This is a genomic window from Ruegeria intermedia (genome assembly GCF_900129345.1).
Classification (GTDB): Bacteria; Pseudomonadota; Alphaproteobacteria; order Rhodobacterales; family Rhodobacteraceae; genus Ruegeria; species Ruegeria intermedia.
The window spans coordinates 26,211-39,149 of record NZ_FQVK01000004.1 but is presented as its reverse complement, the minus strand read 5'-3'; the positions used below and the strand labels follow the sequence as shown (position 1 = coordinate 39,149).

Sequence of the window (12,939 nt, the reverse complement as noted above, 5' to 3'; positions counted from 1 at the left end):
ATGTGAGGGGCCAGCCCCTCACGCTCCCCGGGATATTTGAGGCCAGATGAAGCGGTCAGACCGGCAACAGGGCCAGAGCGATGCGGCGGCCTTCGGACAACAGCACGTTGTAGGTGCGGCAGGCGGCGGGAGAGTTCATGATCTCGACCCCGATGCCGACCTCTTCGAGGGCTGTGCGCAACTCGGGCGGGATCTGCGACAGATCGGCGCCGGTGCCGATGAACAGCACATCAATCTGTCCGGCAAGATCAAGCAAGGGTGCGGTATCCTGCAGGCCCGACCACGGGCCGGTGCCGCCGGGTCCCGTCAGGACAGCACCGTGGAACACCTGACCGCCGATACGGAAGAAACCGGGGCCGTAGCCGTCTATTGGGGTGGCGTCGGTGAAAGTGATCTCGTTCAGGCGCATGGGATCTTTTAGCCCCAAAGCGGCAGGCCCGACAAGGCCGATGCGGCGATGGCGGCGTATGCAATGGCGCGGTAGAGGCGGTCATGTGTCGGGCGGAATAGCCAACCGCCCAGCCAATTACCCAGTAGGTTCGGGATTGCAAGCGTCAGGCCCAGCACGGTCGTTGCAACCGTGAGGCGGCCCATCACGCCGAGATAGCCGAAGATCAGGAAATCGAAGGCAAACAGAAACAGAAGAACCGTTGCGCGTATGACCGTCACGGGCAGCGGCCGCGACATGTAGAACAGGATGACGGCAGGCCCGGGCAGACCTGCAACGCCGCCGAGGAAGCCCGCCGCCGCGCCGATGGCCGCGACCATGCCACGACGGACCGGGCCGGTGTAGCGCAGACCAAGGACCAGCGCCGCCAGCATCGAAAGGCTGAGCGTGCTGACGGCATAACGGAACAGCTCGGGCGGGACCTGCGACAGCACCCACAGCCCCACCGGCAAGGTCAGGGCGCAGCCCGTGATCAGGCGTGTCAGATCGGGGCGCTCGACATGCGCCCAGGCGCGGCGCAGGTTCGGCAGAGGGCCGAACACGTCCATGCAGGTCAGGGCGATCAGGGCGCCGAACGGGCCCAGATGCGGTGTTGCAATCGGCAGAAAAACCAGCGCGGTGCCAAACCCGGTGAACCCGCGCACAAGCCCGCCCAGAAGCGCCGCAAAAACGACGATGGCCAGCCCCGCGGGGGGCTGGCCGAACAGATCAGGCGTCGATATTGGCAAACTGGTTTCCGGCCGTGTTCGACGGCTTGGACCAGTCGCGCTTGACCCCCAGCCACAGCAGGATCGTCGAGGCCACGAAGACCGACGAATAGGTCCCCACGATCACGCCCCAGATCATTGCGAAGACGAACCCGCGGATCACGTCACCGCCCAGGACATAGAGCGAGACCAGCGCCAGCAGGGTCGTGACCGAGGTCATCACCGTCCGGCTGAGGGTCTCGTTGATCGAGAGATTCAGAACCTCCTTCAGGTCTTTCTTCTTGTGTTTGCGCAGGTTCTCGCGCACCCGGTCGAACACGACCACGGTGTCGTTCAGCGAGTAGCCGACGATGGTCAGCAGGGCCGCGATGATCGCCAGGTCGAAGCGGATCTGAAGTTCCGAGAAGATGCCGATCGTCAACAGCACGTCATGCACCAGCGCGGCCACGGCACCCAGCGCGAACTGCCATTCGAAGCGCAGCCAGATGTAGACCAGCACCGCCCCGATCGCCAGAACCACGGCGATCACGGCGGTCTGGATCAGCTCGCCCGAGACCTTGGGCCCCACCGATTCGACGGACACGAACTGGATGTCGGGTACGACGGCGCGCAGCGCATCTTCGATCGCGGTGATGGTCGCGGCCGAGACGGCCTCGGCATCGTCCTGCGCCTGAATGCGGATCATGGCCACGTTTTCGTCGGGGCCGAAGGTGGGATCGAACACTTCGGTGATCGACACGTCGCCCAGGCCCAGCGGGGTGATCGCATCCCGGTACAGGCCCACATCGATTTCCTGCGCACTTTGCGTGCGGATCGTGGTGCCGCCGCGGAAGTCGATGCCAAAGTTCAGCCCCTGCAGCAGGAACGACGTGAAGGCGACAACCATCATCAGCCCCGAGATGCCCAGCCAAAGCTTCCAGCGGCTGAAGAAATCGAACGAGGTGTTTTCGGGTACGAGTTTCAGTCTCATGTCAAACCTCGATCGTTTTCGGGCGGCGGCGTTCGAACCACATGACGACCATCAGGCGGGTCACGAAGATCGCCGTGAACACGGACGTCAGGATGCCCAGGCCCAAGGTGATGGCAAAGCCGCGTACCGGGCCGCTGCCCATTGCGAACAGGATCACGGCGGTGATGAATGTGGTGACGTTGGCGTCCAGAATGGCCGACAGCGCCTTTTCATAGCCCAGTTCGATCGCCCGGGCGGGGCCTTTCGCCGATTTCAGTTCCTCTCGGATACGCTCGAAGATCAGAACGTTGGCGTCCACCGCCATGCCCACCGTCAGAACGATACCGGCGATGCCCGGCAGGGTCAGCGTGGCCCCTATCAGGGACAGAAGGCCGAAGATCAGCCCCACGTTGATCAGCAGCGCGATGTTGGCGAAGATGCCGAACAGGCCATAGCTGAGCGCCATGAAGACCAGCACTGCGGCAAAGGCCACGATGGTCGCCACCTTGCCCGCTTCGATGCTGTCCTGCCCCAATTCGGGGCCGATGGTGCGTTCTTCCAGGAACTCCAGCCCCGCAGGCAGCGCTCCGGCGCGCAGCAGGACGGCCAGGTTGGTGCTTTCCTCGACGGTAAAATTGCCGGTGATGATGCCCGAGCCGCCGGGAATGTGGCTTTGGATGACCGGCGCCGAGATCACTTCGTCGTCCAGCACGATGGCGAAGGGCGCGCCGATATTGTCGCGGGTATAGTCGCCGAACTTGCGCGCGCCCGTTGTGTTGAACCGGAAACTGACGGCCGGGCGGCCGTTCTGATCGAAGGACGGCTGCGCGTCCACCAGTTCTTCGCCGGTCACGACGGGGGCGGCCTCGATGGTGTAGTACACGCCGTTTTCGTCGATCGAGGGCACGACCTTTTCGCCGATTCCCGCCGGGGCGTCGGGGTCCGTCCCGCGCGAGACCACGGGGTTGAAAGTCAGCTGCGCGGTGGTGCCGATGATCTCTTTCAACTCGCTGGCGCTGCCGATACCGGGCACCTGGATCAGGATACGGTCGGTGCCCTGGCGCTGGATCGTGGGTTCGCGGGTGCCGACCTCGTCGATCCGGCGGCGCACGATCTCGAGCGCCTGGCGCACGGTGCGGTCGTCCGAGGCCAGTTTCTCGGCCTCGGACAATTGCACCACGATGGTGTCGCCCTCGGCGCGCACCTCGATATCGGTGGCGCCTGCCCCGGTCAGCGATTGGATCGGGCGGGCCAGACCTCGCACCACTTCCAGCGCGCGGGGCATGCCTTCGGGCCGGCTGATGCGGACGCGAATCTCATCGGGCTCAGACGGCTGCCGGCGGATCGTGCCGACCTCGGAGCGCACGTCGCGCAGCGCGTTTCGGATTTCCGGCCACATGGCCTCCATCCGGGTTTCGTACACATCGCTGACCTGCACTTCGGCCAGCAGATGCGCTCCACCGCGCAGATCAAGCCCCAGATTGACCAGCGATGACGGCAGCCAGCTTGGCCATTGCGCGGCCTGCGCCTGCATCTCGGGTGTGTCGTTGCCCAGTTCAATGGCCGCCCTGGCGTCGTTCGATTGCTCGACCCGCGTGTAGAAGGCGTTCGGCAGGGCCAACAGCAAGCCAACCACGCAGACCAGCCAGACCAGGACCCGTTTCCAGGTGTCAATTTGCAGCATTACCCTGCCTTTTCCGTGGATTGTCGCGCAAAGTTACTTTGCCGGCTCGGTCTTGTTCAAAACTTGCGCGATGGTCGATTTGATCACGCGGACCTTCACGCCATCGGCGATTTCGACCTCGATCTCGTTCTCGCCTTCCTTGACCTTCGACACCTTGCCGATCAGGCCGCCCTGCGTGACCACCTGATCGCCGCGGCGCACGGCCTCGACCATGGCCTGATGTTCCTTCATCTTCTTCTGCTGCGGACGGATCAGCAGGAAGTACATGATCGCGAAGATCAGGATGAGCGGGAGAAACTGGGCGATTGCGCCACCTTCCATGGGATATTCCTTTTTTCTTGAGGTCGCGGATGGAACGCCGCGAATTTGGCGGGAAACTATGCCCTGCAATCGACCTTTGCAAGCAACGCCGCCCTGGATTCGCGCGGCTGTGGGGCAACGGCAGGGCACACCGGGGCAAAACGTTGCAGGATTACACTATCAACACCGGTCACCTCGGTTATATTCGAAACGATTGGAGGGCCCATGCGACATTTCTTCAAACCGCTGTTCGGATTGGCTCTTTTGCTGTGCGCCCTCACCCTGACGGCGGTGGCATCGCCGCCCGCCAGCGCGCAAGAAACCCCGCCCCAGCCAAGCGAAGAAGAGATCGCCCAGGCCGAAGCTTTCCGGGCCCCGGTGATCGTGGACGGCGATACGCTGTTCCACATTCGCGGGTCCAGCGCCCTGCCCGCCCCCGAACGGGCCGAGAACATCCAGAATGCCATCATCACCGTGGCCGAGTCGTCGGACCGGCCCGACGTCAGCATCACCTTCGAAGAAACCGATCTGGGCACCCGCATCCTTGCCGACGGGGTGATGGTCTCGATCGTCACCGAGGCCGATGCCGAACTGGACCAGATGGACCTGAAGGTCTTGACCGCTCTGCATGCCGACGCGATCCGCGAGGCGATCCGGTCCTATCGCGCCAACCGCACGGACGAGGCGCGCGTGTCCGGCGCGATCGAGGCCGGCGCCTGGACGCTGGGCTTTGTGGTCTTTGTCGCGGCCATCCTGTGGCTGCACCGGCGCATCCGGCGCCGCACCCTGAGTGTCGTCCGGCGCTATCTGCGCGATGTCGAGGAAGCCACCGCCAAGAGCGTACAGGCCGAGGCCATCGCCGCCCTGATCCGGTACGCGCTGAATTTCATCCTGCTGATCCTCTTTTTCCTGGGCTTCTACTACTATCTGTCTTTCGTCCTGCTGTCCTTTGCCGAGACCCGGTATTTCGCCCAACTGCTGCTGACCTACCTGACCGAACCGGTGCTGCTGATCTTCAGGGGCATCATCGCCTACATTCCGAACCTGATCATGCTGGCGCTGATCGCCTGGGTGGCGATGTACATCAACAAGGGCATGCGCGTGTTCTTCGACGCCGTCGAAGCCGGGACCTTCGAGCTGGGCGATTTCGAGAAACACTGGGTCAACCCCACGTTCAACATCGCCCGCGTCGTGGTGATCCTGATCGCGCTGGTCTTTGCCGTGCCCTACATACCGGGGTCGGATTCGGCGGCCTTCCAGGGGCTGACGATCCTGGTCGGCGCGATGCTGTCGCTGGGCGCGAACTCGGTGGTCAGCAACATGCTGGCGGGGCTGTTCGTGATCTATCGCCGGTCGACCTCGATCGGGGACCGCATCCAGATCGGCGACCATATCGGCGACGTCGTGCAGATCAAATTGATGGAAACCCATCTGAAATCCATCAAGAACGAACTGATCTCGATCCCGAATGCGCAGCTGATGAATTCGGACGTGATCAATTTTTCCAAACCGACCGACGGCAACGGCCTTCTGGTGCACACCACCGTCGGGATCGGCTATGAGGAGCCACCCGAAAAGATCGAGGCAATGCTGATCGAGGCGGCGCGGCGCACCAAGGGGCTCAAGGTCCGCCCGGCCCCGTTCGTTCTGTGGACCGCGCTGGCCGACTATGCCATCAACTACCAGATCAACGCCTATACGACCCGCGGCAATTCGATCCCCAAGATCCGCTCGGACCTGCACCGCAACATCGTGGCGGTGTTCAATGAAAACGGCGTGCAGATCATGACCCCGTCCTACATGGCCGATCCGCCCGAACCCAAGATCCCTTCGGCGCCCTGGGACGGGCGACTGGCCCATGACGCGCGCGAAGACACTGATGATTGATGCCAATCCGGCGCTACACCCCGCGCGCCAGATGGTGCATAAGCGGGCAGAGTGATTCATTTGCCAGGGATCTGAGCCATGCATGACATCCGCGCAATCCGCGAAAACCCAGCTGCCTTCGACGCCGCCCTTGCCCGCCGGGGCGAAGCGCCGATCTCGGCCGAGCTGTTGCGCCTGGATGAAGCCCGCCGCGCCAAGATCCTGGCCGCCGAGACCGCGCAGGCCGAACAGAACAAGGCCAGCAAGGAAGTGGGCGCCGCCAAGGCCCGCGGCGACGAGGCCGAGTTCCAGCGCCTGCGCGCACTGGTGGCCGAGAAAAAGGCCGAGATCGCCCGCATGCAGACCGAGGCCAAGGATCTGGACGCGCTGCTGACCGATCAGTTGATCCGCATTCCCAACCTGCCGGCCGAGGACGTGCCGGACGGCAAGGACGAAAACGACAATGTCGAGGTGAACCGCTGGGGCACCCCGCGCGCGTTCGATTTCGACGCCAAGGAGCATTTCGAGATCGAAGCGGTCCAGAACGGCATGGATTTCGAAACCGCGGCCAAGCTGGCGGGCTCGCGTTTCGTGCTGCTGTCGGGCGGCGTCGCGCGCATTCACCGGGCGCTGGCGCAGTTCATGCTGGACACGCATATCAACGAGAACGGCCTGACCGAGGTGAACGCCCCGGTTCTGGTTCTGTCCGAAATGATGATGGGCACCGGCCAGTTGCCCAAGTTCGGCGAGGACAGCTATCAGACCCGCGAAGGGTGGTGGCTGATCCCCACTTCCGAGGTGTCGCTGACCAACATCGTCAACGACACGATGATCGAGGAGAGCTATCTTCCGCGCCGCTACACCGCGCATTCGCTGTGCTTCCGGTCCGAGGCCGGATCGGCCGGCAAGGACACCCGCGGCATGCTGCGCCAGCACCAGTTCGAAAAGGTCGAGATGGTCTCGATCACCCATCCCGACAAGTCGGATGAGGAACAAAAGCGCATGCTGCGCTGCGCCGAGTGCATCCTGGAGAAGCTGGGCGTACCCTATCGCACCGTGATCCTGTGCACCGGCGACATGGGGTTCGGCGCGCGCCGGACCTATGACATCGAGGCCTGGCTGCCGGGGCAGAACACCTATCGCGAGATCAGCTCGGTTTCCACCTGCGGCGATTTCCAGGCTCGCCGCATGAACGCGCGTTTCCGCCCCGAGGGCGGCGGCAAGCCGGAATATGTGCATACGCTGAACGGCTCGGGCCTGGCTGTGGGGCGCTGCCTGATCGCGGTTCTTGAAAACGGCCAGCAGGCCGACGGCACCGTGGTGCTGCCCGAGGCCTTGGCCCCCTATCTGGGTGGCAAGCTGACCCTGCAAAAGGACGGCACGCTGGCCTGATCCGATACGGATCGCGGCCTGACGGCAATTGGCGGAGAAGTCATTTCTTCTTCGCCTTTTTCTTTTCCTTCTTGGACTTCTTGTCCTTTTTGCCCGTCTTTCCCTTGCCTTTTTCCGCCTCTTTCCGGGCCTTTCTTTCTTTTTCCTTTTTCTTTTCCTTCTTCCACTTGGCCTTGAGCTTTTCCTTGGCCTTGCGGATCGCTTCCTCCATTTCCTTGCGTTTGCGGGCCGCCTTTTCGGCCTTGGCCCTGATCTTGGCCGCCTTGCGGGCCTTGGCCTCCGCATCGGGTTTCTTCGCTGCGGCTTCAATCTTCGGTGCTGGTGCCTCTGACTTGCCGGGCTCCGCGCGGCCAGATTTCGGCTTTGGCCCGGTTGCAGATCGGGCTTTTGGCTGGGCGGGTGTTGCGCCACCCGCAACCGCCTGGTTTGCAGCCAGGATCAGTGCTTGCGCGCGCCGGGGGCCGATACGCGGAATCGCGGCCAGGTTTCCGGGGTCGGCACTGGCAAGGTCCTGCGCGGTCTTGATTCCCCGACGTGACAGCTCCTGACCCAAGGCCTTGCCCACACCACGCACGTTTGTCACTGATGTCATTCAAATGTCCTTTCGATTTCGAAGGCAGCGATCCAGCCCCGCGCACCAAGCCATTCACTGCCCCAGACGCATGGCACCTGCGGCTCGAATATCAATTGACGGGTGCGAAACTGCCCGAGTTGTTCTTTTTGGGGAAGGGAACCAAACGCTTCGCGTCCTCGTCCCAAAGTTTCAGGTTCAGCGCGGCCACGGCCTCGGGGAACTTGATCCGGCGCGGGGTGTACTCGGGCGGCAGGTTGTAGTGGCAGGCCCGCAACCGATAAGACGGGATGCGCGCGTTGAAGTGGTGGATGTCATGCAAGGTGATACAGGCCACCGCCATGTCGAACCACCATCCGAAATCCAGCGCCGACGACCCCTGCAGTGCTGCAAGCTGCGGATCCAGGTCCGGTCGGCGGTCCCAGTAGGTGTCCTCGAAATTGTGCTGCAGATACACCAGAAACACGCCCAGCATGCCGCCCAAAAGTGAAAACACCAGCCAGACCAGAATGCCGGTCAGCCCGGCGATCCAGTAGAGCAGCCCAAGGAACACCACGATCGATAGGTTGTGCAGCAGCACGCCGCGCACCCCGAACCGCATCGTGTTCTTGGGCCAGCGATAGCGGATGAAATAGGTGAACAACGCCCCGACCGGCACCAGGATGAACGGGTTGCGGTACAACCGATAGAACAGCCGCGCCTTCCAGTCGGCCGCGTTCCATTCGCGCAGGGTCATGGTGTGGATCTCACCGGTTTCGCGGTGTTCCAGGTTGCCGATGCCCGCGTGGTGCAGATTGTGGTTCTGCTTCATCACCTCGAACGGCGCGAAGGTGAACGGCGACAGAATATGGCCCGCCCATTCATTCTGCTGCCGGGTTTCAAACAGTGAATGATGTCCGCAATCGTGCTGCAGCACGTACAGCCGCACGGCGGAAAACGCGAACACCACCCCGGCCGGGATCAGGATGTACCAGCGATCGACATAGGCGATCGCCAGCGCCAGCGACGCGAAATAGACAGCAAATGTTCCAAAATAGCTCAGCGCCGCCAGCCGATTGTCCTGCACCGCATATTGCCTTGTGTACTCTCTCAGGTCCATCCAGCCCGCTCCCCACGATGGTCCGGTTCAACAGTCCTTTCGAAAACAAGCACGCGGAACCCGCGCACAAGCCGCGCGCGAAATGGGTGCGCGCCAGCAAATGCTAGCGCGATGTGTGGGGCCTGTCACGCCCCACGCCTGAAAATGCATGAAATTGGCGCGGTTACGCCCTGCCCCTGAGGTGCTTGGCCAACGCGCCCGCGTTCTTCTTTCGCCGGCCCTTGTAGGGGTTCTTGTCCCCCTGCCCGCGCAGCGTCAGGCGGATCGGAGTGCCGGGCATGTCGAAATCATCCCGCAGACCGTTGACCAGATAGCGCGAATAGCTGGCCGGCATCTTGTCGGGATGCGAACACATCACCACGAACCCCGGTGGCCGGGTCTTGGCCTGGGTCATATAGCGCAGCTTGATCCGGCGGCCCTGAGGGGCGGGCGGCGGGTGCTGTTCCAGCATCGCCGTCAGCCAGCGGTTCAGGGCCGCGGTCGGAATGCGGCGGTTCCAGACTTCGTGGGCGCGCAGGATCGCCTCGTGCAGCCGGTCCAGCCCGCGCCCGGTCTTGGCCGAAACCGTGACCAGAGGTGCGCCGCGCAGCTGTGGCAGCAGGCGTTCGAACTGCGCCTTGAGGTCGCGCAGCTTTTCCTGCTTGGCCTCTTCGACATCCCATTTGTTGACGGCGATCACCACGGCGCGGCCTTCCCGTTCGGCCAGGTCCGCGATGCGCAGATCCTGCTGTTCGAACGGGATCGCGGCGTCCAGCAGCACCACGACGACCTCGGCGAACTTGACGGCGCGCAGCCCGTCCGAGACCGACAGCTTTTCCAGCTTCTCCTGCACCTTGGCCTTCTTTCGCATGCCGGCGGTGTCAAAGATGCGCATGGGCGTGCCGTTCCAGTCGATGCGCAGGCTGATGGCATCGCGGGTGATGCCGGCCTCGGGGCCGGTCAGCAGGCGGTCTTCGCCCAAAATCTTGTTGATCAGCGTGGACTTGCCCGCATTGGGGCGGCCGACCACGGCCACTTGCAGGGGCTTGGCGGCGGTGATCGCGGGGGCCTCGCCCTCGGTCTCTCCGGCCTCGTCCAGATCGATGTCTGTTTCGGGGGCGTCCTCGGCCTGCTTCTCCTCGATCGCGTCGGCCAGAGGCATCAACGCAGCATACAGGTCGGTCATGCCCTCGCCATGTTCCCCCGACAAACGGATCGGCTCGCCCAGTCCAAGGCCATAGGCCTCGAGCACGCCCGCATCGGCCGCCGCGCCCTCGGCCTTGTTGGCCGCCAGGATCACGTGCTTGGAGCGTTTGCGCAGGATCTCGGCGAACAGCTCGTCGGTGGGGGTGACGCCCGTGCGCGCGTCGATCATGAACAGGCAGACATCGGCCATGTCCACCGCGCGTTCGGTCAGGCGCCGCATCCGGCCCTGCAGGCTGTCGTCGGTGGCGTCCTCCAGCCCCGCGGTGTCGATCACGGTAAAGCGCAGGTCGCCCAGCCGCCCCTCGCCCTCGCGCAGGTCGCGGGTGACGCCGGGCTGGTCATCGACCAGCGCAAGACGCTTGCCCACAAGGCGGTTGAACAGGGTGGACTTGCCCACATTCGGGCGCCCCACGATGGCGAGGGTCAAAGACATGATACTCAACTTTCAAGACTCAGACGCGCCCTTTAGCGCATCTTGCCGTCAACGGAAAGCGTGCAGTTGCCCTTTGGTCGAAACCACAAACAGGGTCTGACCGGCCACGACCGGGGATGTGGTGGCACCGCCGGGCACCTCGACCTGATGCACCAGGGCACCGTCCACCGGATTGAAGAACCGCAGATAGCCGTCATTCGAGGCGATGACGATCCGGCCGCCGGCCATGATCGGGCCGTAATGCGCGAAGATCGGGCCACGCTTGCCGGGCTTGTCCTTGACGAAGCCCGGAAGATCAACGGCCCAGACCACCGAACCGTCAGCGGCATCGAGCCGCACCAGCTGGCTGCGATCGCTGATCAGGAACACGCTGTTGCCGGCCGGCCAGACGGTATCGACCGCGCCTTCGAAGGCCGTCCACTTGCGCTCGCCGGATTCGGCATCGAGCGCGACGGTGCGACCGGAATGGTTGCCGATATAGATCGTGTTGCCTGCCACGATCGGCCCGCCGGTCACATCCAGGATCTGCGCCGCGGCGCGCCCGCGCCGCCCACCGGCGACCGAACTGTTCCAGCGGCGGATGCCGCCCTTGCGGAAGGCTGCGGCGACATCGCCGGACCCGAAGGCAAAGACCACGAATTCCGAGGCCAGCACCGGGGCCGGCGCCCCCAGAACGTTGCCAACGCTGGGAATGCCCTCGATCTGCCACAGAACGCGCCCGTCCTTGATGTCGATGGCCCAGCCGGTCTGATCTCCGGCGACCAGATACAGCAGACCGCCCGACACCAGCGGTGCGCCGCTGCCGGTCGCGTCCAGTTTCTGCTGCCAGCGGATCGCGCCCGTCTTGGCGTCAAGCGCCGTCAGCCGGCCAAAGCCTGACGAGACGTACAGAACGCCGTCGGCATGGGCCAGACCGCCACCGGTGGCCTGATCGTCCCGTTCGGTCGAAGGCACGAGGTTGGTGCTCCACACCACCTGCCCCTGCGGCGATACCGCCGAGACCGTCGCGCCGGAATCCAACGTGTAGATCAGGCCGCCCGCCACCACCGGCTCGGCGGTGATGCGTTGCTTGCGCCCGTCACCTTTGCCGATATCTGCGAACCAGACACGCTGAGGTGTCGCCGACAGGGCCGCATTCGTGGTGCGGAAGGACTGGGTGCCGGGGCTTTGCGCCCAAGCGGTATTGCGCTGCGCCGCAGGCAGGCTGATCGGCTTGGACCCGCTGCGCTGGACGGTTTCAAGATCCTGCGACGGGCGGATGTCTTCGCGTTCTCCGGGCAGGATGATCTCGGGCTCTTCGCAGGCGCTCAGAGCAGTCAGGGCGAGCGCCGCAACCGTCAAGCCAACGCGGGAAATAAGTGGTTTTGACATGGAAATCGGTACTCGCCTGTCTTGCATTGCGTGCTGGCTGTCGCGCCTCAACCCTGTTGGGCCACGACCGGTTCGGGCGTGCCCCCCAGGGCAACGATCAGTTGCCCGGCCCGCTGCCGGATCTCGGCTCCGGCCTCGGCATCCAGGCGCAGGGCCTGCAGCCGGTCCAGCGCGGCCGGTACGTCACCCTCGGAGACGTCGATCAGGGCCAGCTGCTCCTGGGCCAGCAGGCGCAAGGGCGCGCCCGGCACGGCCAGAGCTTCGAACTGCTGACGGCGATCCGCCGCCGGCAGGGTATCAGCCTGCAGCAACAGCGCCTTGAAGCTGGCGATCGCGCGGTAGATCTCTGGCAGGTCCCCCTGCACGGCGATGGCGTTCAGCCGCTCGACCGCCTGCGGAACCGACCCCGCCTCGGCCAGCGAGGCCGACAGCAGGAAGTTCACCACCGCGTCGCCGCCGGGCGTGTGCGCCTCGATCCCCTCGAGCGCCGCCGCGCGGTCCGCGGGTTCGTTCTGAACCATCGCCGCCAGAATCGCATCGCCCAGTTCCTGGGCCTGGGCGGTGCTGCGGGCCTTGCGGTATTCGTTGAAGGCGGCGCCCCCGACGATCAGCACCACCAAGGCCACGCCGACCCAGCCCCACCGGCGCAACAGCATGTAAAGCCTGTCGCGGCGCACCTCTTCGGTGACTTCATCAATGAAACTGTCGACGTCGCTCATTCCTGCCCCCGGGGGATTTCGTCATCTGTCTGGCGACATGTCATACCCCGCCGCCACCATCAAGCCAAGTGGCACAAACGCACAAATGCGCCGGCTGCCTCCACTCTTGCGAAAGAAATCGAACCGAACTATTCAGTTCAGTATGGACAAGTGGCCCGGCCCACCCCATCTCTTGCCACACGTTTGCGTATTTCGGGCCCCAATTTCAAGGAGAG

Annotated in this window: 12 protein-coding genes; 2 read left to right on the top strand and 10 right to left on the bottom strand. The window is 64.0% G+C overall.

Annotation, left to right across the window (positions count from 1 at the left end; all coding sequences use genetic code 11):
• Window positions 1–55: 55 nt before the first annotated feature.
• From F3H26_RS04140 to yajC, 5 genes are read right to left on the bottom strand one after another with little or no spacing between them, the layout of a single operon-like run.
• On the bottom strand, window positions 56–409 hold the full coding sequence (locus F3H26_RS04140) for an Mth938-like domain-containing protein (RefSeq protein ID WP_149774811.1): 354 nt from the start codon (window positions 407–409) through the stop codon (window positions 56–58).
• An 8-nt stretch (window positions 410–417) separates the two neighbouring features.
• A complete protein-coding gene (locus F3H26_RS04135; RefSeq protein WP_149774810.1) occupies window positions 418–1,176 on the bottom strand; it encodes a TSUP family transporter in 759 nt (252 codons plus the stop codon).
• Complete coding sequence (secF, locus tag F3H26_RS04130; protein WP_149774809.1) at window positions 1,157–2,125, bottom strand: protein translocase subunit SecF; 969 nt, start codon at window positions 2,123–2,125, stop codon at window positions 1,157–1,159. The genes F3H26_RS04135 and secF overlap by 20 nt, the downstream gene beginning before the upstream one ends.
• Window position 2,126: 1 nt before the next feature.
• Window positions 2,127–3,788, bottom strand: coding sequence for a protein translocase subunit SecD (gene secD, locus F3H26_RS04125; protein ID WP_149774808.1), 1,662 nt, complete (start codon window positions 3,786–3,788; stop codon window positions 2,127–2,129).
• Between the two features lie 33 nt (window positions 3,789–3,821).
• On the bottom strand, window positions 3,822–4,109 hold the full coding sequence (gene yajC, locus F3H26_RS04120) for a preprotein translocase subunit YajC (protein ID WP_073279584.1): 288 nt from the start codon (window positions 4,107–4,109) through the stop codon (window positions 3,822–3,824).
• 204 nt (window positions 4,110–4,313) lie between these two features.
• On the opposite strand from yajC, the gene F3H26_RS04115 reads away from it, so the two are divergent.
• Both F3H26_RS04115 and serS read left to right on the top strand, forming a co-directional pair.
• Window positions 4,314–5,975 carry a mechanosensitive ion channel family protein gene (locus tag F3H26_RS04115; RefSeq protein ID WP_149774807.1) on the top strand — a complete coding sequence of 554 codons (1,662 nt, stop codon included), beginning with the start codon at window positions 4,314–4,316 and terminating at the stop codon, window positions 5,973–5,975.
• A gap of 78 nt (window positions 5,976–6,053) precedes the next feature.
• Window positions 6,054–7,346, top strand: coding sequence for a serine--tRNA ligase (serS, locus tag F3H26_RS04110; RefSeq protein WP_149774806.1), 1,293 nt, complete (start codon window positions 6,054–6,056; stop codon window positions 7,344–7,346).
• 40 nt (window positions 7,347–7,386) lie between these two features.
• Here the strand turns inward: serS and F3H26_RS04105 are convergent, their stop codons facing one another.
• The 5 genes from F3H26_RS04105 to F3H26_RS04085 form a co-directional block, all read right to left on the bottom strand.
• Window positions 7,387–7,938, bottom strand: coding sequence for a helix-hairpin-helix domain-containing protein (locus tag F3H26_RS04105; RefSeq protein ID WP_149774805.1), 552 nt, complete (start codon window positions 7,936–7,938; stop codon window positions 7,387–7,389).
• A 91-nt stretch (window positions 7,939–8,029) separates the two neighbouring features.
• Window positions 8,030–9,016 carry a fatty acid desaturase gene (locus F3H26_RS04100; protein ID WP_149774804.1) on the bottom strand — a complete coding sequence of 329 codons (987 nt, stop codon included), beginning with the start codon at window positions 9,014–9,016 and terminating at the stop codon, window positions 8,030–8,032.
• A gap of 163 nt (window positions 9,017–9,179) precedes the next feature.
• Window positions 9,180–10,634 carry a ribosome biogenesis GTPase Der gene (gene der, locus F3H26_RS04095; RefSeq protein WP_149774803.1) on the bottom strand — a complete coding sequence of 485 codons (1,455 nt, stop codon included), beginning with the start codon at window positions 10,632–10,634 and terminating at the stop codon, window positions 9,180–9,182.
• Window positions 10,635–10,682: 48 nt separating this feature from the next.
• A complete protein-coding gene (locus tag F3H26_RS04090) occupies window positions 10,683–12,005 on the bottom strand; it encodes a PQQ-like beta-propeller repeat protein (RefSeq protein WP_149774802.1) in 1,323 nt (440 codons plus the stop codon).
• Window positions 12,006–12,052: 47 nt separating this feature from the next.
• Window positions 12,053–12,724 carry a hypothetical protein gene (locus F3H26_RS04085; protein ID WP_149774801.1) on the bottom strand — a complete coding sequence of 224 codons (672 nt, stop codon included), beginning with the start codon at window positions 12,722–12,724 and terminating at the stop codon, window positions 12,053–12,055.
• Between the last annotated feature and the right edge of the window lie 215 nt (window positions 12,725–12,939).